General features: G+C 75.5%; 22 protein-coding genes. 2 read left to right on the plus strand and 20 right to left on the minus strand.

Annotated elements, in window-relative coordinates; translation table 11 throughout:
- The 8 genes from gmk to AB8M62_RS13860 form a co-directional block, all read right to left on the minus strand.
- Nucleotides 1-636: a guanylate kinase gene (gene gmk, locus AB8M62_RS13825; RefSeq protein ID WP_369052379.1), complete on the minus strand. Its 636-nt coding sequence runs from the start codon at nucleotides 634-636 to the stop codon at nucleotides 1-3.
- On the minus strand, nucleotides 633-998 hold the full coding sequence (gene mihF / locus AB8M62_RS13830) for an integration host factor, actinobacterial type (RefSeq protein ID WP_369052234.1): 366 nt from the start codon (nucleotides 996-998) through the stop codon (nucleotides 633-635). Before mihF ends, gmk begins: the two co-directional genes overlap by 4 nt.
- A 197-nt stretch (nucleotides 999-1195) precedes the next feature.
- Nucleotides 1196-2275 carry an ABC transporter ATP-binding protein gene (locus AB8M62_RS13835; RefSeq protein WP_369052235.1) on the minus strand — a complete coding sequence of 360 codons (1080 nt, stop codon included), beginning with the start codon at nucleotides 2273-2275 and terminating at the stop codon, nucleotides 1196-1198.
- Nucleotides 2272-3303: an ABC transporter ATP-binding protein gene (locus tag AB8M62_RS13840; protein ID WP_369052236.1), complete on the minus strand. Its 1032-nt coding sequence runs from the start codon at nucleotides 3301-3303 to the stop codon at nucleotides 2272-2274. Before AB8M62_RS13840 ends, AB8M62_RS13835 begins: the two co-directional genes overlap by 4 nt.
- Entirely contained in the window at nucleotides 3300-4217 is a 918-nt protein-coding gene (locus AB8M62_RS13845; RefSeq protein WP_373694944.1) for an ABC transporter permease, read from the minus strand. The genes AB8M62_RS13840 and AB8M62_RS13845 overlap by 4 nt, the downstream gene beginning before the upstream one ends.
- The gene (locus AB8M62_RS13850; RefSeq protein WP_369052237.1) at nucleotides 4214-5218 is read right to left on the minus strand and encodes an ABC transporter permease; all 1005 of its coding nucleotides are present in this window, start codon (nucleotides 5216-5218) and stop codon (nucleotides 4214-4216) included. Before AB8M62_RS13850 ends, AB8M62_RS13845 begins: the two co-directional genes overlap by 4 nt.
- Entirely contained in the window at nucleotides 5218-6921 is a 1704-nt protein-coding gene (locus tag AB8M62_RS13855) for an ABC transporter substrate-binding protein (protein WP_369052238.1), read from the minus strand. Before AB8M62_RS13855 ends, AB8M62_RS13850 begins: the two co-directional genes overlap by 1 nt.
- 297 nt (nucleotides 6922-7218) lie before the next feature.
- Nucleotides 7219-7653 carry a MarR family winged helix-turn-helix transcriptional regulator gene (locus AB8M62_RS13860; protein WP_369052239.1) on the minus strand — a complete coding sequence of 145 codons (435 nt, stop codon included), beginning with the start codon at nucleotides 7651-7653 and terminating at the stop codon, nucleotides 7219-7221.
- A 110-nt stretch (nucleotides 7654-7763) separates the two neighbouring features.
- On the opposite strand from AB8M62_RS13860, the gene AB8M62_RS13865 reads away from it, so the two are divergent.
- Nucleotides 7764-8474, plus strand: a complete 711-nt coding sequence (locus AB8M62_RS13865; RefSeq protein ID WP_369069941.1) for an NAD(P)-dependent oxidoreductase — start codon at nucleotides 7764-7766, stop codon at nucleotides 8472-8474.
- Here the strand turns inward: AB8M62_RS13865 and AB8M62_RS13870 are convergent.
- The 5 genes from AB8M62_RS13870 to AB8M62_RS13890 form a co-directional block, all read right to left on the minus strand.
- Nucleotides 8465-9223, minus strand: a complete 759-nt coding sequence (locus tag AB8M62_RS13870) for an iron ABC transporter ATP-binding protein (protein WP_369069942.1) — start codon at nucleotides 9221-9223, stop codon at nucleotides 8465-8467. The genes AB8M62_RS13865 and AB8M62_RS13870 overlap by 10 nt on opposite strands.
- Nucleotides 9220-10284 (minus strand): iron chelate uptake ABC transporter family permease subunit, encoded by a 1065-nt coding sequence (locus AB8M62_RS13875; RefSeq protein WP_373694945.1) that lies wholly within the window; start codon nucleotides 10282-10284, stop codon nucleotides 9220-9222. Before AB8M62_RS13875 ends, AB8M62_RS13870 begins: the two co-directional genes overlap by 4 nt.
- Nucleotides 10277-11278: an ABC transporter permease gene (locus AB8M62_RS13880; RefSeq protein WP_373694946.1), complete on the minus strand. Its 1002-nt coding sequence runs from the start codon at nucleotides 11276-11278 to the stop codon at nucleotides 10277-10279. Before AB8M62_RS13880 ends, AB8M62_RS13875 begins: the two co-directional genes overlap by 8 nt.
- Nucleotides 11275-12237 carry a siderophore ABC transporter substrate-binding protein gene (locus tag AB8M62_RS13885; RefSeq protein ID WP_369069943.1) on the minus strand — a complete coding sequence of 321 codons (963 nt, stop codon included), beginning with the start codon at nucleotides 12235-12237 and terminating at the stop codon, nucleotides 11275-11277. The genes AB8M62_RS13880 and AB8M62_RS13885 overlap by 4 nt, the downstream gene beginning before the upstream one ends.
- Nucleotides 12238-12375: 138 nt before the next feature.
- Nucleotides 12376-13443, minus strand: coding sequence for an aldo/keto reductase (locus AB8M62_RS13890; RefSeq protein ID WP_369069944.1), 1068 nt, complete (start codon nucleotides 13441-13443; stop codon nucleotides 12376-12378).
- Nucleotides 13444-13564: 121 nt separating this feature from the next.
- On the opposite strand from AB8M62_RS13890, the gene AB8M62_RS13895 reads away from it, so the two are divergent.
- Entirely contained in the window at nucleotides 13565-14425 is an 861-nt protein-coding gene (locus tag AB8M62_RS13895) for an AraC family transcriptional regulator (RefSeq protein WP_369069945.1), read from the plus strand.
- A 21-nt stretch (nucleotides 14426-14446) separates the two neighbouring features.
- Here AB8M62_RS13895 and pyrF read toward each other — a convergent pair whose 3' ends face one another.
- From pyrF to pyrR, 7 genes are read right to left on the minus strand one after another with little or no spacing between them, the layout of a single operon-like run.
- Nucleotides 14447-15313: an orotidine-5'-phosphate decarboxylase gene (gene pyrF, locus AB8M62_RS13900; RefSeq protein ID WP_369069946.1), complete on the minus strand. Its 867-nt coding sequence runs from the start codon at nucleotides 15311-15313 to the stop codon at nucleotides 14447-14449.
- Nucleotides 15310-18615, minus strand: coding sequence for a carbamoyl-phosphate synthase large subunit (gene carB, locus AB8M62_RS13905; protein WP_369069947.1), 3306 nt, complete (start codon nucleotides 18613-18615; stop codon nucleotides 15310-15312). The genes pyrF and carB overlap by 4 nt, the downstream gene beginning before the upstream one ends.
- Nucleotides 18615-19865 carry a glutamine-hydrolyzing carbamoyl-phosphate synthase small subunit gene (gene carA, locus AB8M62_RS13910; RefSeq protein ID WP_369069948.1) on the minus strand — a complete coding sequence of 417 codons (1251 nt, stop codon included), beginning with the start codon at nucleotides 19863-19865 and terminating at the stop codon, nucleotides 18615-18617. Before carA ends, carB begins: the two co-directional genes overlap by 1 nt.
- Complete coding sequence (locus tag AB8M62_RS13915) at nucleotides 19862-20395, minus strand: PH-like domain-containing protein (RefSeq protein ID WP_369052246.1); 534 nt, start codon at nucleotides 20393-20395, stop codon at nucleotides 19862-19864. Before AB8M62_RS13915 ends, carA begins: the two co-directional genes overlap by 4 nt.
- Nucleotides 20395-21702, minus strand: a complete 1308-nt coding sequence (locus AB8M62_RS13920) for a dihydroorotase (protein WP_369069949.1) — start codon at nucleotides 21700-21702, stop codon at nucleotides 20395-20397. Before AB8M62_RS13920 ends, AB8M62_RS13915 begins: the two co-directional genes overlap by 1 nt.
- Nucleotides 21699-22667 carry an aspartate carbamoyltransferase catalytic subunit gene (locus tag AB8M62_RS13925; protein WP_369052248.1) on the minus strand — a complete coding sequence of 323 codons (969 nt, stop codon included), beginning with the start codon at nucleotides 22665-22667 and terminating at the stop codon, nucleotides 21699-21701. The genes AB8M62_RS13920 and AB8M62_RS13925 overlap by 4 nt, the downstream gene beginning before the upstream one ends.
- Nucleotides 22667-23263: a bifunctional pyr operon transcriptional regulator/uracil phosphoribosyltransferase PyrR gene (gene pyrR / locus AB8M62_RS13930; protein ID WP_369052249.1), complete on the minus strand. Its 597-nt coding sequence runs from the start codon at nucleotides 23261-23263 to the stop codon at nucleotides 22667-22669. Before pyrR ends, AB8M62_RS13925 begins: the two co-directional genes overlap by 1 nt.
- Between the last annotated feature and the right edge of the window lie 152 nt (nucleotides 23264-23415).

The raw sequence follows: 23415 nt of genomic DNA on the forward strand, positions 1-23415 counted from the left end.
TCAGGTCTCCTCAGGGGTCGGCGGGTGGTGCGGTGCCCCGGCCCCGGCCGGAGCCGGCGGCTCGTGCGGGGACAGTCCCATCCATCCTACGAGCTCGTCGGTGGCGCGCCGCACGTCGTCGTTGTAGATCGTCACGTCGAACTCCGGCTCGGCGGCCAGCTCGACGCGGGCGGTGGCCAGCCGGCGCTCGCGCTCCTCGGGGGTCTCGGTGCCGCGGCCGACGAGGCGGCGCACCAGCTCGTCCCAGCTGGGCGGAGCGAGGAAGACGAACCGGGCCTCGGGCATCGCGGCGCGCACCTGGCGCGCGCCGGCCAGGTCGATCTCCAGCAGCGCGGGGCGGCCGGAGGCCAGGACCTCCGCCACGGGCCCGCGCGGGGTGCCGTAGCGGTGCCGGCCGTGCACGCGCGCCCACTCCAGCAGCTCCCCGCGCTCGACGAGGCCGTCGAAGTCCTCCTCGCCCACGAAGTGGTAGTGCACGCCGTCGACCTCGCCGGGCCGCTGCGGGCGGGTGGTGGCCGACACCGAGATCCACACCTGCGGGTAGCGGGCGCGCAGGTCGGCGGAGACGGTGCCCTTGCCCACGGCGGTGGGCCCGGCGAGGACCGTCAGGCGGGAGGGGGCGGGGGCCGAGCTCAGGACCGCTCCCCCTCCCCGGACCCGTCCTCGGCCGCCGCGCCGTTCCCGTGGGCGCCGAAGCGCTCGACGAGGGCGGCGATCTGGTGGGCGCCCAGCCCGCGCACCCGGCGGGACTCCGAGATGCCGATCTCCGCCATGATCTGGCGGGCGCGCACCTTGCCGACGTTGGGCAGGGACTCCAGCAGCGCGGAGACCTTCATCTTGCCCAGCACCTCGTTGTCCTGCCCCTCGCGGACGACGTCCTCGAGGCTGCCCCCGGCGTACTTCAGGCGGTTCTTCACCTCCGCGCGCTCCCGGCGCGCGGCCGCGGCCTTCTCGAGGGCGGCGGCGCGCTGTTCGGCCGTCAGGGGAGGCAGGGGCACGGTGTCACCTCGGGGTCCTTCGGGGGCAGCGGTCGGCGGGGCTGGCCGGCGCGCGGGGCGCTGGGCGGGGGCGTGCGGGGCAACCTAGCGACCCCCCTCCGGCAGCGGCAACGGCGGGGTCGGTGCGCGCCGGGACAGCACCGCGGGGCTCACCGCGGGGCTCACCGCGGGGCTCACCGCGGGGCTCACCGCGGGGCTCACCGCGCCACCGCCCCGGCCGCGGGCTCCAGGCGCCCGGCGGCGATGTCCTCGGCCCAGTGGCACGCGACCCGCTGGGCCGGCGACCCGTCCCCCGCCGCGGGCCCGGCACCGGGCGCGCCGGCGGGCACGTCGGCGGGCAGGACCCGCAGCAGGGGGCGCTCGTCGGCGCAGCGGGTGGGCTGCACCCACGGGCAGCGGGTGCGGAAGCGGCAGCCCGAGGGCGGGTCGGCGGGGCTGGGCAGGTCCCCGGACAGCAGGATGCGCTCGCGGCGCTCCTCCACCTCGGGGTCGGGCACGGGCGCGGCGGACAGCAGCGCCCGCGTGTACGGGTGCAGCGGCCGGGCGTAGACGGCGGCGGCGGGCCCCTCCTCCACGACCGCGCCCAGGTACATGACGCCGACGACGTCGCTGACGTGCTTGACGACGGCCAGGTCGTGGGCGATGACGAGGTAGGTCAGCCCCAGCTCGCGCTGCAGCTCCTCCAGCAGCACGAGGACCTGCGCCTGCACCGACACGTCGAGGGCCGAGACGGGCTCGTCGGCCACGAGCAGCTCGGGGTCCAGGACGAGGGCGCGGGCGATGCCGACGCGCTGGCGCTGCCCGCCGGAGAACTCGTGCGGGTACTTGGCGGCGGCCGAGGCGGGCAGCCCGACCCGCTCCAGCAGCTCGCGCACCCGCCGGCGGTGCCCGGCGGCGCCGCCCTCGACCCCGTGCACGCGCAGCGGCTCCACGAGGGCGCTCTCGACGTCCTGGCGGGGGTCGAGGCTGGCCAGCGGGTCCTGGAAGACCATCTGCAGGCCGCGGCGGGCGCGGCGCAGCTCCTCGGGGCGCAGCTGCAGCAGGTCGCGCCCGCCCACGCGCACCTCGCCGGCCGTCGGCTCGGTCAGGCGCAGGACGGCGCGCCCGAGGGTGGACTTGCCGCAGCCGGACTCCCCCACGAGCCCGTAGGTCGTGCCGCGCTCGACGTCGAGGTCGACGCCGTCCACGGCGCGCACGGCGCCGCCGCGGCGGCGCAGGAGCCCGCCGCGCACCGGGTAGTGCACCTGGAGCCCGCGGACCTCCAGCAGCGCGCTCACGCCGCTCCCCCGCCGGCGCGCGCCGGGGTGCCGGAGGCGGGGTGGACGCAGCGGGCCGCGTGCGGTGCGCGCTCCCCGGTCCCGGTCGGGCCGCCGTCGGCGGGCCCGGCGGTCAGGGCGATGTCCCCGGAGCGGCAGGCGTCGTCGGCGTGGGCGCAGCGGGGGCTGAACGCGCAGCCGCGCGCCCACGGCAGCAGGTCGCGCACGGACCCGGGCACGGGGCGCAGGCCCGTGCCCTCGGGGGCGTCCACGCGCGGGACCGCTGCCAGCAGGCCGGTGGTGTAGCGGTGGCGCGGGTGCGCGAACAGCTCGCGGCGCCCGGCGGTCTCCACGACGCGCCCGCCGTACAGGACGTTGACGCGGTCGCACGTGCCGGCGACCACGCCGAGGTCGTGGGTGATGAGGACCATGGCCGTGCCGGACTCCCGGACGAGGGTCGTGAGCAGGTCGAGGACCTGCGCCTGGATGGTGACGTCGAGGGCGGTGGTCGGCTCGTCGGCGATGATCAGCCGCGGGGAGCAGGCCAGCGCGATGGCGATGAGCACGCGCTGGCGCATGCCGCCGGACAGCTGGTGCGGGTACTCGCCCACGCGCCGGCGCGGGTCGGGGATGCCGACACGGGCCAGCAGGTCCACGGCCTCGCGCCGTGCGGCGGCGCGGCCGAGGTCGGTGTGCGCGCGCAGCACCTCGGTCAGCTGGCGCCCGAGGGTGAGCACGGGGTTCAGCGAGGTCATCGGGTCCTGGAACACCATGGCCAGGTCGCGGCCGCGCCGGGCGGCCAGGGCCCGCGGCGGCAGGGTGAGCAGGTCGGTGCCGTCGAAGCGGACGGAACCGGTGACGCGCGCGGTGCGCGGCAGCAGCCCCATGACGGCCAGCGACGTGACGGACTTGCCGCAGCCGGACTCCCCGACCAGGCCGACGACCTCACCGGCGTCGACGCTGAACGAGACGCCGTCGACGGCGGTGACGTCGGCCGCGCCGCGGCGGGTGAAGCGGACCCGCAGGTCCTCGACCTCCAGCAGGCTCACCGGGTGCTCCTCGGGTCCAGGGCCTGGCGCAGCGACTCGCCGAGCAGGGTGAAGCCGAGCGCGGTGACGGCGATGCAGGCGCCGGGCAGGAGGGCCAGCTGCGGGGCTTGCTCGAGGCGGTCCTGGGCGCGCACGAGCATCCGGCCCCACTCGGCCACCCTCGGCTCGGGGTCGCCCAGGCCGAGGAACGACAGGGCGGCGACCTCGATGACGGCGGTGGCCAGCACGAGGGTGGCCTGCACCAGGACGGGGCCGGTGGAGTTGGGCAGCATGTGCCCGAGCACGATGCGCCGCTGGCGCAGGCCCAGCGAGCGCAGGGCGAGCACGTAGTCCTGGCCGCGCTGGGACAGCAGCGAGGCGCGCAGCAGCCGCGCGAAGACGGGCACCTGCGCGGCGGCGATGGCGAGCATGACCGAGGTGGAGCTGCGGCCCAGGACGGCGGCGACGGAGACGGCCAGCAGCAGCGCCGGGATGGACAGCAGGACGTCGACCACGCGCATGATCGCCGTGTCGACCCAGCCGCCGATCCCGCCGGCGAGCAGGCCGAGCGCGGCCCCCACCGCCAGGCCCACGGCGGTGGACACGACGCCGATGACCAGGGAGGAGCGCGCCCCGTACAGCAGCTGGGTCAGCAGGTCGGAGCCGAAGGAGTCCAGGCCCAGGGGGTGCTCGGCGCTGGGGCCGGGCACGGAGGTCGGCGTCACCTGGCCGAACCACTCCGCGGTGGCGGGCCGGTAGGGGGCCAGCACGGGCGCCAGGACGGCGACGAGGACGAACAGCGCGACGATGACGGCGCCGGCGATGCCGGCGGGGTCGCGGCGCAGGCGCCGCCACGCGGCGCGCCAGGGACCGGCGCCGGAGGTGCCGGTGGGCTCCACCTGCCCGGGGTCCGGCAGCGCTTCGAGGGCGGTCACGAGACGCGCACCCGCGGGTCGACGAGGCCGTAGCTGACGTCGACGAGGAGGTTGACGAGGGCGTACACGACGGCGATGAACAGGATGAACCCCTGGAGGACCGGGTAGTCGAGCTGGGTGACGGCCTGGAACAGGTAGCTGCCGATGCCGTTGATCGCGAACACCGTCTCGGTGAGCACCGCCCCCGACAGCAGCGCCCCGGCCTGCAGCCCGAGGGTGGTGGACACCGGCAGCAGCGCGTTGCGCAGCACGTGGCGGCGGCTGACGACGGAGCTGGGCAGGCCCTTGGCGCGGGCGGTGCGCACGTGGTCGTCGCCGAGCACGTCGAGCACGGAGGCGCGGGTGATGCGCACGATGATGGCCAGCGGGATCGACGCCAGCGCCAGCGCGGGCAGGGCCAGGTGCACCAGGGCGTCCCAGGAGGCGTCCCACTCGCGGGTGAGCAGGCCGTCCAGGACGTAGAACCCGGTGACGTGGGTGGCGTCGATGCGCGCGTCCTGGCGCCCGGCGGTGGGGAACAGCCCCAGCTGCAGGGCGAACAGGTACTTCAGCAGGACGGCGAGGAAGAACACCGGGACGACGACGCCGAGCAGCGAACCCCCGACGGCGAGGTGGTCCAGCGCCCCGCCGCGCCGCCGCGCCGCCAGGTACCCCAGGGGGATCCCCGCGACGACGGCGATCAGCAGGGCCGCCACGGCCAGCTCGACCGTGGCCGGGAACCGCTCGGCGAACGTCGCCAGCACGGGTTCCCCGGTGCGGATCGAGGCGCCGAAGTCGCCGGTGAGCAGGCGGCCGACGTACGTGACGTACTGCTGCCACAGCGGCTGGTCGAACCCGTACCGCTCGGTGACCGCGGCGATCCCGGCGGGGGTCGCGCGCTCGCCGAGCAGCGCCCGGGCCGGGTCCCCGGGCAGGGCCCGGACCCAGGCGAACAGCAGGAGCGACAGGCCGGCCAGGACCACCAGGAGCAGTCCCAGCCGGCGGGCGACGAAGGAGAGCATCAGCCCTCGGAGACGGTGACGGTGTTCCAGACCTCGTCCTGCACGGGGCTCGCGGTGTAGCCCTCGACGCCGGCGGCGAACGCCAGCGACGGCACGGGGCTGGCGACGGGGATGCCGGGCAGCAGCTGCATGACCTGCTCGTTGAGGGCCTCGTAGGCCTCCTGCTGCGCGTCCTCGCCGACGACGGTACGGGCCTGCGCCAGCCCGTCGAACAGGGCCTGGTCGGTGAACCCCCACTCGTTCGTGGCGGCGCCGAAGAACACCCCGATGAAGTTGTCGGGGTCGTTGTAGTCGCCCGTCCAGCCCAGCAGGTGCAGGCCGTGGTCGCTGCCGCCCTGCACGGTGCCCAGGTAGTCCGGGGTCCACTGCTCGGCGACGGGCTGCACGGTGATGCCGACGGCGGACAGCTGCTGGGAGATCGCGTTGTAGATGGTCTCCGGGTCCGGCATGTACGGGCGCGAGACGCCCGTGGGGTAGTTGAACGGCAGGGTCAGCTCGGACTGGCCGGCCTCGGCGAGCAGCTGGCGCGCGCGGTCGGGGTCGTACTCGTAGGTGGTGACGCCGGCGTTGTACCCGATGACGTTCTCGGGCATGAACTGCGTCGCCGGCTCGGTGCCCTCGGGCAGCGCGTTGGCGATGACGGCCTCCTTGTCGATCGCGTGGGCGATCGCCTGGCGCACGCGGACGTCGTCCAGCGGCGGGAAGGCCTGGTTCATCCCCAGGTACAGGATGTTGAAGGCCGGGCGCTCCTGGACCTGGAACCCGGCGGAGGTCAGGGTGTCGACGTCGGCGGGGGCGACGAGGTCGTAGCCGTCGATGTCGCCGTTCTGCAGGGCCTGGCGGCGGGCGGTGCCGTCGCCGATGAACCGGACGACGGCGGTGGCGACCTTGGCGGTCTCGCCCCAGTAGTCGTCGTTGCGGCGCAGGCGGATCTGCTGCCCGCGCTCCCAGGAGTCGAACACGAACGGGCCGGTGCCGACGATCCCGCCGGTGGCGTAGGCGCTCTGGCGCGGGTCGGAACCGTCGGCGCCATTGCCGCCGCCGGCCTCGACGGCACCGGTCTCCTGCATGGCGAACGCCGGCAGCGTGAGGGAGGCGAGGAAACCGGCGAACGGCGCGGTGAGGTTCACGGTGACGGTGCCGTCGTCGTTGGCGGTGCTGCCCGCGTACAGGCTGGCGCCCAGCGCGGGGTCGTCGTTGACGGCGAACCCGCGGAAGATCGAGCGGTAGTAGTACGCGAGGTCCTCGCCCTGGGCCAGGCCGCGCAGGTTGTACCAGCGCTCGAAGTTCGCGACGACGGCCTGGTTGTCGAACGGCTCGCCGTTGGAGAACGTCACGCCCTCGGCGAGGGTGAAGGTGTAGCTGAGGCCGTCCTCGGAGACCTCCCAGGAGGTCGCCAGGCCGGGCGCGAGCTCGGTCGTGCCCGGCTCGGTGCTGACGAGCCCCTCGAAGACCTGCCGGGTGATGCGGAACGTCTCGCCGTCGCTGGCGAAGACGGGGTCGAGGGCGTCGGGGTCGGACGCGCCGCCGAACACGAAGGTGTCGACCTCGGAACCGCCACCGCCGCCGCCCTCGGCGCCCTCCTGCCCACCGGTGTCGCGCTGGCTCTCCGCGCAGGCCGCGGTCGTGGCCGTCGCCGCCACGGCCAGCGAGGCGAGCGTGAAGGTGCGGCGGGTGGGAGCGTTCTCGGGAGACTCAGGCATCGAGGTCCTCGTTCTGGTGTCGGGGTGGTCGGCGCGCGGGGTGGCCGCGCGGCCCGGGGGGACGTTAGGCGGTCGCCACGTGCTCACCAAGGGCTCCACGCACGTGTCACACAGTCGTAACAGGGGACGCGGGGTGGGCGGGTTCCCCGGTTCCCGGTCGCCGTGCCCGGCGGGTCGCCGGTCGGGTGGTGCACTCGTCCTCCTCGACGGCGCACCGGGCCGGTCCCGGGCGCGAGCAGACCTTCCGCCAGTCGCGGGCGCCCGCGCAAGGCGACACGCGGCGCGGGGGCGGGGGGCTCACGAGGGGCCGTCGGTGGCGTCGGCCCCCGCGCCCGTCCCCACGTCGGCGAGCAGGTCGCGCAGCGCCGCGACCCGCTCGCCGCCCAGCTGCTCCTCCAGACCGCGCAGGAGGCGGCGGGCGTCGGCGGCCAGCGCCCGCCCGCGGGCGGTGAGCAGGACGAGGCGGCCGCCGGCGCGGGCGGGGTCGGGCTCGACGGCGAGCAGGCCGTGACGCACGAGGCCGGCGACGAGCTCGTGAGCGCCCTGCCGGCTGGTGCCCAGCCGGCGCGCCAGGGTCGCGGGCGCGACACCGCGGGCGTCGAGGTGGGCGAAGACGAGGGACTGCGCCGGGCTCAGGCGCGGCCAGCCCGCCTCCTCCAGGCCGTCGAGGAGCTGGCGGTCGAACCAGCGGCTGGCCCGCAGCAGCAGCAGCGCCAGCGGTACGCGGTCCACCCGGGCACGGTACCCACCCCGCCGCCGGGCGGGCCCGCGCCCGGCGGGTGACGGCGGCGCGGGACGGGCGTAGAGTCGGGCGTCAGGTCACCTGACACGAGGAGGTCGTCGTGAGGCTGGTGGTGCTCGGCGCCCGGGGCGGGGTCGGCCGCAGGGCGGTGCGCGCGGCGGTGGACCGCGGGCACGACGTCGTGGCGGCGGCGCGCGGTCCGCAGGCGCCCCCGGACCCGGCGGACCCGACCGACCCGGTCGGCGCGCTGGGAGCTCGCGGGCGGGTCGTGCCCGTGGAGCTGGACGTGCGGGACGCGGCCGCGGTGCGCCGGGCCCTCGAGGGCGCCGACGCGGCGCTGTGGTGCGTGGGGGTGACGCCCCGCTCGGGCGGCGACGTCGGCCGCAGCGCCCTGCCGCACGTGCTGACCGCCCTGCGCGAGCTCGGCGTCCCCCGGCTCGTCACCGTCTCGGGGGCGGGGGTCGCCGTGCCGGGCGAGCGCAAGGGACCGGGCGCGCGGCTGGTGTCCGCCGCGGCGCGCCGCTTCGGCGGCGACCTGGTGCGCGACAAGGAGGGCGAGCACGCGCTGCTCGCCGCCACCGGCGGGGAGCTGTCCTGGACCGAGGTGCGCCCGCCGCGCCTGCGCGAGGCGGACGCCACCGGTTCCTGGGTCCTGTCGGAGCGGGCGCCGGGCCTGACGGCGCGGGCCGTGGCCAAGGGGGACGTCGCCGAGGCGCTGGTGCACCTGGCCACCTCGCGCGAGCAGGACCGGCGCTCGCCGTTCCTGCTGGCCGGGACGGGCGGGCCGGACGGCCCGCGCCGTCAGCGGTAGTAGACCGCCGTGGGCACCCCGTCGAGCACGTGCACGCGCACGGGGGTGTCGAAGACGCGCCCGAGGACCTCGGGGGTGACCATCTCGGCCGGCGTCCCGGAGGCGACGACCCGCCCGTCGCGCAGCGCGACGATCCGGTCGGACCAGGCGGCGGCGAAGTTGATGTCGTGGACGACGAGGACGACCGTCCTGCCCAGCTCGTCGGCCGCCCGGCGCAGCAGGCCCATCATCCGCACGGCGTGCTTGATGTCGAGGTTGTTCAGCGGCTCGTCCAGCAGCACATGCCCGGTGTCCTGCGCCAGGACCATCGCGACGTGGGCGCGCTGGCGCTGCCCGCCGGAGAGCTGGTCCAGGAAGCGGTCCTGCAGGTCCGTCAGGTCCAGGAACTCCAGGGCCCGGTCGACGTGCTCGACGTCCTCGGCGCGCAGGCGCCCGCCGGAGTGCGGGAAGCGGCCGAAGCCGACGAGCTCGCGGACGGTGACGCGCGCGGTGACGTGGTTCTCCTGGCGCAGGACGGCCAGCCGGCGCGCCACCTCGGAGGACTTCGCGCGGTGCACGTCGAGGCCGTCGAGGAGGACCTGGCCGGTGTCCGGCGCGGCGAGGCGGCCGGTGATGGTCAGCAGCGTCGACTTGCCGGCGCCGTTGGGCCCGATGAGGGAGGTGAGGCCGCCGACGGCGAGGTGCTCGCTGATGGGCCCGAGGACGGTCTGCGCGTCGTAGGTCTTCGTCAGGCCGGAGACGGTGATCACAGGGACCTCTTCCGCAGCAGGAGCGCGATGAACAGCAGGCCGCCGGTGAACTCCACGACGACCGTGAGCATGCCGCTGGCGTAGAAGATGTGCTCGAGGACGAACTGCCCGCCGACGAGGGTCAGCACACCCAGGGCGAACGCCGTCGGCAGCAGCACCGCGTGGCGGTGGGTGCCGGCCAGCTGCCGCGCCAGCGCGGCGACGAGGAACCCGAAGAAGGTCATCGGCCCGACGAGCGCGGTGGAGGACGCCACGAGGACGGAGACCGCGACGAGCGCGACCGTCAGCTCGCGCCGGTGGTCCAGACCGAGGCCGGTGGCCGTGTCGCGGCCCAGCTGCAGGACGTCGAGACGGTGCCGGCGGCGCCAGACGACGACCCCGGCACCGGCGCAGACGAGCACCGCGAGCGGCAGGGTCGCGGGGTCGACGGCGGTGAGGCGGCCGAACAGCCGCACCGACAGGACGTCGTGGTCGGTCGGGGACAGGACCCGCTGCAGGAAGACGGACAGGCTGTCGAACGCCAGCCCGAGGGTGACGCCGACGAGCAGGAGCACGTGCAGGTCGCCCCAGCGGCCGGAGAACAACCAGCGGAACAGCAGCGTGGCGAAGGCGACCATGACGAGCGTCTGGACGACGAGCTTGGGCAGGCCGTCGGTGGCCGCGAGCACGCTGCCGCCGAACACGACGACCAGGGCGGTCTGGGCGAGGACGTACAGGGAGTCGAAACCCATGATCGAGGGGGTCAGGACCCGGTTGCGGGTCACCGTCTGGAACACCACGGTGGCCACGCCCTGGGCGAAGGCCGCGACGACCATCGCCCCCACCGCGGTCGCCCGCCGCTCGAGGGCGAACGCGAACGAGCCCCGCACGAACAGCAGCAGGTAGCAGGCGACCGCGACGAGGGCGAGGACGCCCAGCAGCACCGGGCGCAGGTCCGGGCGCAGTGCCGGGCGCGGCCGGCGGAGCACCGGGCGGGCGGACCGGGTCGACGCGGACCCGCTGCGGCGCAGCACCTCCGGGGCACGCGCACCGGCGGCCGGCAGGGCCGGGGAGTCAGACACGCAGCCACCTCCGGCGGTGCAGGACGAGGGCGACGAAGCAGGTGGCGCCGACGGCCCCGAGGACGACGGAGGCCGGGACCTCCAGCGGCGCGACGACGGTGCGGCCGATGAGGTCGCACACGAGCACGAGGGCGACGCTGCCGAGCAGGACCCAGGGCAGGTTCCGGCGCACGTCGTCGCCGCGCAGGAGGGCGACGACGTTGGGCACGACGAGCCCGAGGAAGGGCAGCATCCCGACGACGACGGTGGTGACGCCCGTGGCCAGCGCGACCATCGCGGTGCCGGTGAGGACGACGCGGCGGTGGTCCAGGCCGAGGCCGGTCGAGACGTCCCGGCCGAGCCCGGCGACGGTGAACCGGTCCGCCGTCAGGTACACGGCGAGGACGACGACCGCGACGATCCACAGGGGTTCGTACTGGCCGCGCACGACACCGCTGAAACCCCCCGAGCGCCAGGTGGCGAGCATCTGCAGCAGGTCGGCGGAGTTCGCCAGGAACAGCGTCGCGGAGCTGACGACGGCGCCGAGCATGATGCCGACGAGCGGCACGACGACCGAGGAGCGCAGCGACACGCCGCGCAGGACCCCGAGGAACACCACCGTCCCGGCGAAGGCGAACGCGGTGGCGCAGGCCATCCGCACGAGGGTCGGCGCGGCCGGGTACCCGAGGGCGAGGACGACGACGCCGAGCGCGGCCCACGCGCCGGCGCCGGTCGTCGTGGGTTCGACGAACCGGTTCTGCACGAGCACCTGCATCACGACGCCGGACACGCCCATCGCGGCGGCGGCCAGGACGAGCGCGGCGGTGCGCGGCACCCGGGAGATGAGGAACATCTCCCGCGCGGCGGGGTCCTCGAGCATCGTCCGCGCGGTGATGTCGTACCCGCCCACGGCGAGGGAGAGCACGAGCAGGGCGGCGACGACGAGCGCGCCGGCGGCCAGCGGCCCCCGCCCGCGCGCGGGGGACCGCCGGCCGGCCGTGGTGGCGCCGCTCACGCGGTGAAGGCGTCGGTGATCTGGTCGAAGACGGCGGTGTAGGCCTGGACGCCCTCGGTGACGTAGAAGGTCGGCGGCAGGTAGACCACCTGGTCCTGCGTGGTGAAGGTGGTGCCCGCCCAGGCCTCCTGCTCGGAGACGAGCTGGCGGGCCGGGGACGTCGCCCCCTCCTCCACGGCGGCGTCGCGGTCCAGGACGACCATCCAGTCGGGGTTCAGCTGGGCGATCGTCTCGGGCGCCAGGCCGGAGTCGCTGTGGACGGCGTCGCCCTCGTCGGCGAGGACGTTGACGAGGTCGAGGGGTTCGAGGATCCGCCCGAGGCGGCTGGCGCCGTTGTCGATCCGGCCGCCGCTGGCGACGGCGAGGAAGACGCTCTCCCCGCCGGTGGCGGCCGCCGCGGCGGCCACCGAGTCCTCGAGGTCGGCGATGAGCGCCGCGGCCTCCTCCGGGTGACCGAGGACCTCGCCCAGCGTCTCGGTCTGGCGCTTGAGCGACTCGACGTACCCGCCCTCGTGGTCCTCGCTGGGGGCCAGGTCGAGGACGGGGGCGATCCGGCTCAGCTGCTCGGTGTGGTCCTCGAAGCGGTAGCCGCCGAGGATGAGGTCGGGCTCGGCCTCGCTGACGGCCTCGAGGACCGGCTCGCGGTGGCTGCCGGCGTCGGCGATGGACTCGTCGGCCTCCCAGTCCTCGAACCCGGTACCGGGCAGCAGCGGCTTGGGGACGGCCACGGGCGTGATGCCGAAGGCCTTGACGGTCTCGAACGCGGTGTTGTCCAGGACGGCGACGCGCAGCGGCTCGGCGGGGACCTCGACCTCGCCGTTGTTGGCGCTGACGACGACGGTCGCGGTCTCGGTGCCGTCGCCGGTGCCGGCCTCGGCGCCGGAGCAGGCGGTCAGGAGGGCGGCGCCGACGGCGACGGACGCGCCGGCGAGCGCGCGGCGGGAGACGTGGGTGAGCACGGGTGGAGCCTTCCGGGCAGGGTGCGGTGGAGCCGGCTCAGCGGTGAGGCGAGCCTGGCCTCACGGAGCTTAGCCACACCTATCCTGTCGCCGTCACGAGCACCTCCCGTGACGTCGGTCTCACCGTCCGAGCACGCCTCAGTACCGCGCCGGGCTCGCCGACAGGAGGGGGTTCTCCGGGTGGCTCACGCCGTCCACCGTCGTACCGCCGAACTGCAGGACGGAGGCCCGGGCGTTGGCCCACGCCGGGAACGGCAGGGAGGGCGCCGACACCTCGTCCAGCCGCGCCCGCGCACCGGCCGGCAGCTCCAGGTCCAGCGCGGTCAGGTTGCGGGTCAGCTGGTCGGCGCTGCGGGCACCGACGATCGTCGACGACACGCCGTGGCGCCCCCGCAGCCAGGACAGGGCGATCGCGGCCGGGTCGGCACCCACCTCGGCGGCCACCTCGACGACCGCGTCGACGACCGCCCAGTCGCTCTCGCGCGGCGGGTCGACCATCGCCCGGGTCGGGCCGCCCGTCGCGCGGGAGTGCTTGCCCGTGAGCATCCCGTTGCGCAGCGGGCCCCACGGCATCACGCCCGCCCCCAGCGCCTGCGCCGCCGGGAGGAGCTCGGCCTCCGAGGTGCGCTCCAGCAGCGAGTACTCCAGCTGCAGGGCGGTGACCGGGACCCGGTCGCGGAACTGCGCCGTCGTCGCGGCCTGGGCCACCCGCCAGGCCGGCAGGTCGGACAGGCCCACGTAGCGCACCTTCCCGGCGGTGACCAGGTCGTCCAAGGTCCGCATCGTCTCCTCCAGCGGGACGACCGGGTCGAGGTTGTGCACCCAGTACAGGTCGACGTGGTCGGTCCGCAGGCGGCGCAGCGAGTCCTCCAGCTGGTGCAGGACCCCCTTGCGGCCGACCCCGCCGCCGTTCGGGTCGCCCGGGTGGAGGTTGCCGAAGAACTTGGTGCCCACCACGAGGCGGTCGCGCTGACCGGGGCGGGCGGCCAGCCAGTCGCCGATGATCTTCTCGGAGTGGCCGTTGGTGTAGAGGTTCGCGGTGTCGAGCGAGTTGCCGCCCGCCTCCACGTAGGCGGACAGGACGCGGGCGGACTCCTCGGGCGTCGAGCCCCACCCGAAGTCCTCGCCGAAGGTCATGGTGCCGAGGGTGAACGGGCTGACCCGCAGGCCCGAGCGGCCGAGGGTGACGTAGGCGTCGAGGGACACAGGACTCCTCCTCCGTGCGCGAGCTGGACGGCTCCCAGTCCACCCGGGCGACGGGCCGCGCCCTAGACCGATCCGCGCGGGCGCGCGCACGATCCGATCAGCTCGCCCGCACACTGGGCGTGTGGAAGTGCTCGAGGAGCTCGCCGCCCGGGTGGAGCGGCTGGCCACGCGCCCCCGGCCGCGGACGTGGCCGGCGGGTCTGACGGTGCACCGCAGCACCGGTGCCGGCCACCCCGCGGAGGGCCACACGCGGCCCACCCTGGCCCTGACGGTCCGCGGGGCCAAGCAGACGGTGCTGGGCCGCCGCACGTTCGAGTACCGCGCCGGGCAGTACCTGATGGCCACGCTCGACCTGCCGGTGACCGGGCGGGTCCTCGAGGCCGACCCCTACCTGGGGATCGGGCTGGCGCTGCGGCCGGAGCTGGTCGCCGAGCTGTCCGTGGCGGGCGGTCCGCTCCCCCGGCGGGGCCCGGTGCACGCGCTCGCCGTGGGCGACGCCGACGGGGCGCTCCTGGACGCCGTCGTGCGCCTCCTGCGCCTGACCGAGAGCCCCGCCGACTTCGCCGTGCTGGCCGCGGCGGCCGAGCGCGAGGTCCACTGGCGGCTGCTCAGCGGGCCCCTGGGACCCACGGTGCGGCAGGTCGCCAGGCTGGACCAGCGCGTCGCGGTGGTGGGCCGGGCCGTGCGCCGGATCACGGAGAGGTTCGACGAGGTCGTCCGCGTCGACGACCTGGCCGCGCACGTCGGGGTGAGCGCCCCGACGCTGAACCGGTACTTCCGGGCGGTCACCGACCTGACGCCCCTGCAGTTCCAGAAGCGCCTGCGGCTGCAGCGCGCGCGCGTCCGGTTGGCCACGACCACGGACGACGTCGCCTCGGTCGGCCACTCCGTGGGGTACGAGAGCGCGTCCCAGTTCAGCCGGGAGTACCGCCGGCTCTTCGGCGTCCCGCCCAGCCGGGACACGCTCGACCCCCTGCGCTGACGGCCGCCGCGGGGCGGCGGCTCACCCGGACAGCGCGGCGCGCACGGCGTCCGCGGAGCGCCGGGCGGCCTCGCGCAGCGCCCGTCGGTCCGGCCCGGCGGACAGGACCTCGCGGGAGCTGGCCGCCAGCACGTACCGGCGGGCGTCGCCGAACACCGCGCGCAGGTCGGCCGCCGTGGCCCCCTGCGCCCCCACGCCGGGCGCCAGCAGCGGCCCGTGGACCGCGGCGAGGTCGATGCCCAGGTCGCGCACGGCCGTGCCGACCGTGGCCCCGACGACGAGGCCGACGTCGCCCATGTCCGGCGCGCCGGCGTTCTCGGCGGCCGCCGCCTCGGCGACGGCCCGCGCGACCGGGCGCCCGTCGGCGCCGGTGGCGTGCTGCACGCCCGGCCCCTCGGGGTTGGACGTCAGCGCCAGCACGAACACGCCGCGCCCGTGGGCGGCGGCCACGTCGAGCAGCGGGCGCAGGGACCCGAACCCCAGGTACGGCGAGGCCGTCACGGCGTCCCCGGCCAGCGGGGAGTCCCCGGCGAACGCGTCGGCGTAGGCGGCCATCGTCGAGCCGATGTCGCCGCGCTTGGCGTCCACGACCGTGAGCAGTCCCGCCTCGCGGGCGTCGGCGACGACGCGCTCCAGGGCGGCGACCCCGCGCGAGCCGTGCCGCTCGAAGAACGCCGCCTGCGGCTTGAGCGCCGCCACGTGCCCGGCGACGGCCTCCACGACGGTGCGCCCGAAGCGCTCGACACCGGCCGCGTCGTCGTCCAGCCCCCACGCGGCCAGCAGCGGCGGGTGCGGGTCGACGCCCACGCACAGCGGGCCGTGCCGCTCGACGGCCGCGGCCAGGCGGGCGCCGAAGCGCCGCCCGGCCGCGACCGGCGGCGCGCTCACGCCCGGAACCCGTCCCAGGCCGCGGCCAGGACGGCCGCGTGCTCCTGCAGCGGCGCCACCGACGTGCCGTGCCCGGCGCGCAGCGCCTCGATGGCCTGCACGGCCGCCGCGAGCTCCTGCACGGTCGTGATGATGGGCGCGCCCACGGCCGTGGAGGCCGCGCGGATCTCGTAGCCGTCGGCGCGCGCCTGGTTGCCCGAGGGGGTGTTGACGACGATGGAGACCTCGCCGGCGGCGATCTGCGCGACGATGGTCGGCTCCCCCGACTCCCCCGGGCCCGCCGAGTGCTTGCGCACCACGGTGGACTCGATACCGTTGCGGCGCAGCACGTCCGCGGTGCCCTGGGTGGCCAGGAGCCGGAACCCGAGGTCGGCCAGGCCCTTGACGGGGAACACCATGGCGCGCTTGTCGCGGTCGGCCACGGAGATGAACGCCGTGCCCGTCGTGGGCAGCCCGCCGTAGGCGGCGGCCTGCGCCTTGCCGAAGGCCGTGGGGAAGTCGACGTCGATGCCCATGACCTCGCCGGTGGAGCGCATCTCCGGCCCCAGCAGCGAGTCGACGACCTCCCCCTCGGCCGTGCGGAACCGGGCGAAGGGCAGCACGGCCTCCTTGACGGAGGTGGGCGCCTCCAGCGGCAGGACGCCGCCGTCGCCGCGCGCCGGCAGCAGGCCCTCGGCCCGCAGGTCGGCGATCGAGGAGCCGGCCATGACGCGCGCGGCGGCCTTGGCCAGCGCCACCCCGGTCGCCTTGGAGACGAACGGCACGGTCCGCGAGGCGCGCGGGTTGGCCTCCAGCACGTACAGGGTGTCGGCGGCCAGGGCGAACTGGACGTTGAGCAGGCCGCGCACGCCCACGCCGCGGGCGATGGCCTCGGTGGAGCGGCGCACGCGCTCCAGCTCGGCGCGGCCCAGGGTGGCGGGCGGGATGACGCACGCGGAGTCGCCGGAGTGGATGCCGGCCTCCTCGATGTGCTCCATGATCCCGCCGAGGTACATCTCCTCGCCGTCGAACAGGGCGTCGACGTCGATCTCCACGGCGTCGTCGAGGAACCGGTCCACCAGCACGGGACGGTCCGGGGAGACCTCCGTGGCGGTGGCCATGTAGTCGCGCAGCGAGGCCTCGTCGTAGACGATCTGCATGCCGCGCCCGCCCAGGACGTACGAGGGGCGCACGAGGACGGGGTAGCCGATCCCGGCGGCGATGGCGGTGGCCTCCTCGACGCTGACGGCGGTGCCGTGCTGCGGCGAGGGCAGGCCCGCGCGGTCCAGGACGCGGCCGAACGCGCCGCGCTCCTCGGCCAGGTCGATGGCCTCCGGCTGGGTGCCGATGATCGGCACCCCGGCGGCCTGCAGCCCGGCCGCCAGCCCCAGCGGCGTCTGCCCGCCCAGCTGGACGATCACGCCGTGCACGGGACCGCAGCGGGTCTCGGCGTGCACGACCTCCAGGACGTCCTCCAGCGTCAGCGGCTCGAAGTACAGCCGGTCGGAGGTGTCGTAGTCGGTGGAGACCGTCTCGGGGTTGCAGTTGACCATGACGGTCTCGAACCCGGCGTCGCGCAGGGCGAAGGAGGCGTGCACGCAGGAGTAGTCGAACTCCACGCCCTGCCCGATCCGGTTGGGCCCTGAGCCGAGGATGACGACGGCCGGCCGCTCGCGCGGGCGGGTCTCGTCCTCCTCGTCGTAGCTGGAGTAGTGGTAGGGCGTGCGGGCGGCGAACTCGGCCGCGCACGTGTCGACGGTCTTGTAGACCGGGCGCACGCCCAGCGCGTGCCGCACCCCGCGCACGACGTCCTCGGGCAGGTGGCGCAGCTCCCCGAGCTGGGCGTCGGAGAAGCCGTGCCGCTTGGCGTGCCGCAGCAGCTCGGGCGTCAGCTGCTCGGCGTCGCGGACCTCGCGGGCCACCTCGTCAAGCAGGAACAGCTGGTCCAGGAACCACGGGTCGATGCGGGTGGACTCGAACAGCTGCTCGGGGGTGGCGCCGGCGCGCACCGCCCGCATGACCAGGCCGATGCGCTCGTCGGTGGGCTGCCGCGCGCGCTCCAGCAGGTCGTCCAGGTCGCCGGGGTCGCCGGCCCACGTGAAGGGCGCGCCGCGCTTCTCGGTGCTGCGCAGCGCCTTCTGCAGGGCCTCGGTGAAGTTGCGGCCCAGCGCCATGGCCTCGCCGACGCTCTTCATCGTCGTGGTGAGCGTGGGGTCGGCGGCCGGGAACTTCTCGAACGCGAACCGCGGCACCTTGACGACGACGTAGTCCAGCGTCGGCTCGAAGCTGGCGGGGGTCTCCCGCGTGATGTCGTTGGGGATCTCGTCGAGGGTGTACCCGACGGCCAGGCGCGCGGCGATCTTGGCGATGGGGAACCCGGTCGCCTTGGACGCCAGCGCGGACGAGCGCGAGACGCGCGGGTTCATCTCGATGACGATGATGCGCCCGTCGGCGGGGTTCACGGCGAACTGGATGTTGCAGCCGCCGGTGTCGACGCCGACCTCGCGGATGACGGCGATGCCGATGTCGCGCATCCGCTGGTACTCGCGGTCGGTGAGCGTCATGGCCGGCGCGACGGTGATGGAGTCGCCGGTGTGCACGCCCATCGGGTCGAAGTTCTCGATGGAGCAGACGACGACCACGTTGTCGGCGCGGTCGCGCATGAGCTCCAGCTCGTACTCCTTCCAGCCGAGGATCGACTCCTCCAGGAGCACCTCGGTCACCGGGGAGTGGTGCAGGCCCTGCCCGGCGATGCGGCGCAGCTCCTCCTCGGTGTGCGCGAACCCGGAGCCCAGGCCGCCCATGGTGAAGCTGGGGCGCACGACGACGGGGTAGCCGAGGTCCCCGGCCGCGGCCAGCACCTCGTCCATGGAGTGGCACAGGTGGCTGCGGGCGGACTCCGCGCCGCAGCGCTCGACGACGCCCTTGAACAGCAGGCGGTCCTCGCCCAGCTTGATGGCGTCCACGTCGGCGCCGATGAGCTCGACGCCGTGCCGCTCCAGCGCCCCGCTCTCGTACAGGGCGATCGCGGTGTTCAGGGCGGTCTGCCCGCCCAGGGTCGCCAGGACCGCGTCGGGCTTCTCCCTGGCGATGATCGCCTCGACGGTGGCGGGGGTGATGGGCTCGACGTAGGTGGCGTCGGCCATCTCCGGGTCCGTCATGATCGTCGCCGGGTTGGAGTTGACCAGCACGACCCGCAGGCCCTCGGCCTTCAGGACGCGGCAGGCCTGCGTGCCGGAGTAGTCGAACTCCGCGGCCTGGCCGATGACGATCGGCCCGGAGCCGATGACGAGGACCGAGGAGATGTCGGTGCGGCGGGGCATCAGGCGTCCTTCGCGGTCGCGCCGTCGGCGGCGGGGTTCTCGGTGGTGTCGGCCTCGGTGGTGTCCGCGGCGCCGGTGTCGTCGACCAGCTGCGCGGCCGGCACGCCCTCCATGAGGGCGAGGAACCGGTCGAAGAGGTAGGAGGCGTCGTGCGGGCCGGCGGCGGCCTCGGGGTGGTACTGCACGCTGAACGCCGGGGCGTCCAGGCAGCGCAGCCCCTCCACGACGTCGTCGTTGAGGCAGACGTGGCTGACCTCGGCGCGCCCGTAGGGCGTCTGGCGGACCTCCCCGGCGCGGCCCTCGACGGCGAAGCCGTGGTTGTGGGCGGTGACCTCGACCTTGCGGGTGGCCAGGTCCATGACGGGCTGGTTGATGCCGCGGTGGCCGTACTTCAGCTTGTAGGTGCCGAACCCGAGGGCGCGGCCCAGCAGCTGGTTGCCGTAGCAGATGCCGAAGAACGGCACCTTGCGCTCCAGCACGCCGCGCAGCACCTCGATCTCGTGGGTGGCGGCGGCGGGGTCGCCGGGGCCGTTGGAGAAGAACACCCCGTCGGGAGCGGAACCGCCGGGCCCGGCGGTCAGGACCTGCTCCAGCGTCGCGGTCGAGGGCAGCACGGTGACCTCGACGCCGCGCTCGGCCAGCCGCTGCGGCGTCATCGACTTGATGCCCAGGTCGACGGCGGCGACGGTGAAGCGCCGCTCCCCCCGCGCCGGCACGGTGTACGCCTCGGGGGTGCTGACCAGGGAGGCCAGGTCGGTGCCGACCATGTCGGGGGCCCCGCGCACGGCGTCCAGCAGCTGCTCGAGCGGGCGGGCGGCGGCCTCCCCGGAGAACACGCCGACCTTCATGGCGCCGCGCTCGCGCAGGTGCCGGGTCAGCGCGCGGGTGTCCACGCCGGAGATGCCGACGACGCCCTGCGCGTCCAGCTCGTCGGCCAGGGTGCGCCGCGAGCGCCAGTTCGAGGGCACGCGGGCGGGGTCGCGCACGACGTAGCCGGCGACCCAGATGCGCGAGGACTCGTCGTCCTCGTCGTTGTACCCGGTGTTGCCCACGTGCGGGGCCGTCATGACGACGACCTGGCGGTGGTAGCTGGGGTCGGTCAGCGTCTCCTGGTAGCCGGTCATGCCGGTGGAGAACACCGCCTCGCCGACCGTCTCGCCGACGCGGCCGTAGGCGTCGCCGCGGAACGTGCGCCCGTCCTCCAGCACCAGCACCGCGGGGGTGCGGGCGCCGCTCGCGCCTGTGCTCACTCCTGGCCTCCCTGCTGCTCGCGCTGCGTGCGCCGCGCCCGTTCCGCGCTGCGCACGAGCTCCTCCACCTGCTGGGCGAAGCGCTTGCCCTCGGCCGGGTGCCGCGGCTTCACCCCCGTGTCCACGACGCGGTCCCCGAGCCGCCAGCGCAGCACGAGGAGCCCGTCGGGCCTGCCCATCCACTTGCCGACCATCCCGGGGCCGTGGCCGACGCCGACGATCGCGTCGGCGGGCACCACGAACGAGCGCGCCCCCTGGCGCAGGAACCCCACCCCGCCGTCGACGAACCCGAGGGCGACGGCGCTGCGGGTGCCCAGGCCGTGGGCGGCCACGCGGTCCAGCGCGTTCTCGGCGTCGGTCGTGGACACGTACACGCCCTCGATGGCGTCGGTGAGCGCGTCCCAGTCCCGCGCGCCGACCGGGCGCGGCAGCATCTTCTGCCGCAGCGCGCGCCCGCGGTAGCCGGCGAACATCATCCGCCACAGGATCAGCAGGCCGATGACCAGCAGGGCGACGGCGATCCAGCGCATCAGCTCGGGGTCCTCTCGACGAGGCGCGCGTCGAGCACCGTGGGCTCGCCGCGCAGGAAGGTGGCCTCCACGCGCCCGGGCAGCTCCATGCCGCGGAACGGGGAGTTGCGCCCGCTGGTGGCCATCGCCTCCGGGTCGACGACGGTGCGGGCCGCGGGGTCGAGCAGGACGAGGTTGGCCGGCTCGCCGGCGGCCAGCGGGGTGCCGTGCCCGGCCAGGCGCCCGATGCGCGCGGGCGTCGCCGACATCCGCTGCGCGACGTCGGCCCAGGTGAGCAGGCCGGTGTCGACGACGGCGTGCTGCACGACCGACAGGGCGGTCTCCAGCCCCGTCATGCCCATGGCGGCCGCGGACCACTCGCAGTCCTTGGCCTCCACCGGGTGGGGGGCGTGGTCGGTGGCGACGACGTCGATGGTGCCGTCGGCCAGGCCCTCGCGCAGCGCCTCGACGTCCGCCTGCGTGCGCAGCGGCGGGTTGACCTTGTAGACGGGGTCGTAGCCGCGCACCAGCTCGTCGGTGAGCAGCAGGTGGTGCGGGGTGACCTCGGCGGTCACCCGCACCCCGCGCTGCTTGGCCCAGCGGATGATCTCCACCGAGCCGCGGGTGGACACGTGGCACACGTGCAGGCGCGAGCCGACGTGGTCGGCCAGCAGCACGTCGCGGGCGATGACGGCCTCCTCGGCCACGCTGGGCCAGCCGCGCAGGCCCAGGACGGCGGAGACGGTGCCCTCGTTCATCTGCGCGTCCTCGGTCAGCCGCGGCTCCTGCGCGTGCTGGGCGATGACGCCGTCGAAGGCCTTGACGTACTCCAGCGCGCGGCGCATGAGGACGGCGTCGGACACGCAGTGCCCGTCGTCGGAGAAGACGCGCACGGCGGCGGCGGAGTCGGCCATCGCGCCCAGCTCGGCCAGCTGCTCGCCGGCCAGGCCGACGGTGACGGCGCCGACGGGGCGCACCTCGGCCCAGCCGGCCTCGTCGCCCAGGCGCTTGACCTGCTCCACGACGCCGGCGGTGTCGGCCACGGGGAAGGTGTTGGCCATCGCGAAGACGGCGGTGTAGCCGCCGCGGGCGGCGGCGCGGGTGCCGGACTCGACGGTCTCGGCGTCCTCGCGGCCGGGTTCGCGCAGGTGGGTGTGCAGGTCGACCAGGCCGGGCAGGGCGACCAGGCCGCTCGCGTCGAGGACGGTGGCGCCCTCGGCCGCGGGGGTCCCGGCGAGCGTTCCGACCTCGGCGATGACGCCGCCGCGCAGCAGCAGGTCGGTCGGCTCGCCGCCGAGGACGCGGGCGCCGTGGACGAGGACGCTCACCGCGCACCTCCGGGGGTCTCGGCCCGCTCACCGGCGAGCAGCAGGTACAGGACGGCCATGCGCACCGCGACGCCGTTGCCGACCTGCTCGACGATCGTCGAGCGGGCGCTGTCGGCGGCGTCGGCGGAGATCTCCAGGCCGCGGTTCATCGGCCCGGGGTGCATGACGAGGGTGTGGTCGGGCAGGGCGGCCAGCCGCGCGCGGCCCAGGCCGTAGCGGCGGGTGTACTCGCGGGCGGAGGGGAAGAACCCGCCGCCGGCGGCCTCCATGCGCTCGCGCTGCACGCGCAGCATCATCACCGCGTCCGGCTCGCCCAGGGTCAGGGCGGCGTCGAGGTCGCTGGTGACCTGGCACGGCCAGGCCTCGACACCCACCGGCAGCAGGGTGGGCGGGGCGACGAGGGTGACGCGCGCGCCGAGGGTGTGCAGCAGCAGGACGTTGGAGCGGGCCACCCGGCTGTGCAGGACGTCCCCGACGATCGTGACGCGCACGCCGTCCAGGCCCTCGCCGCTCGCGCGCAGGTGCCGGCGCAGCGTGTAGGCGTCCAGCAGGGCCTGGGTGGGGTGCTCGTGGGTGCCGTCGCCGGCGTTGACGACGGCCCCGCGGGTCCAGCCGGCGTGGGCGAGGCGGTGCGGGGCGCCGGAGGCGGAGTGCCGCACGACGACCGCGTCGGCGCCCATGGCCTCCAGGGTCAGCGCGGTGTCCTTCAGGCTCTCGCCCTTGGAGACGCTGGAGCCCTTGGCGGAGAAGTTGATGACGTCCGCGGACAGCCGCTTGGCGGCGGCCTCGAAGGAGGTGCGGGTGCGGGTGGAGTCCTCGAAGAAGAGGTTGACCACGGTGCGCCCGCGCAGCGTGGGCAGCTTCTTGATCTCCCGGCGCTGGGTGGCGGCCATCTCCTCGGCGACGTCGAGGACCTCCACGGCCCCCGCGCGGTCGAGGTCGGCGGCGGACAGCAGGTGGCGCATCAGGCGTCGCCCCCCGCGGGAGCCACGGGCGTGGTGAGGACGACGGCGTCGCGGCCGTCGGCCTCGGCCAGCAGCACCCGCACCCGCTCGGCGGAGGAGGTGGGCAGGTTCTTGCCGACGTGGTCGGCGCGGATGGGCAGCTCGCGGTGGCCGCGGTCGACGAGGACGGCCAGGCGCACGGCGCGCGGGCGGCCCAGGTCGTTCAGGGCGTCCAGCGCGGCGCGCACCGTGCGCCCGGAGTACAGGACGTCGTCGACGAGGACGACGACCTTGTCGTCGACGCCGCCGGCGGGCAGCTCGGTGGGCAGCAGGGCGCGCACGGGGTGCCGGCGCAGGTCGTCGCGGTACATCGTCACGTCGAGGGAGCCGACGGGCACCGCGGTGCCCTCCACCTCGGCCAGGCGCCGGGCCAGGCGCTGCGCGAGCGGGACGCCGCGCGTGGGGATGCCGAGCAGCACCAGGTCGCCGGGGCCCTTGTTGGCCTCCAGCAGCTCGTGCGCGATGCGGGTGAGCGCGCGCGCGACGTCCGGGGCCTCCAGCAGCACCCGGTCCGCCGTCGCCGGCGCCGACCCGGCCGGGTCGTGGGCAGCGGTCACCACCGACCTCCTTCCCCGCCTCACGGGACGGTTCCTTAAAGGACGTCTGCGGGCCGGCCCTGGACAGCGGCCGACCGTCGCGGCGACCCTACCGGAGGGCCGGTCGTCCCCCGCGACGGCCCGCGGGGGCTCGCGGGGGCTCGCGGGGGCCC

The organism is Kineococcus terrestris, assembly GCF_041020755.1.
GTDB classification, from domain to species: Bacteria; Actinomycetota; Actinomycetes; order Actinomycetales; family Kineococcaceae; genus Kineococcus; species Kineococcus terrestris.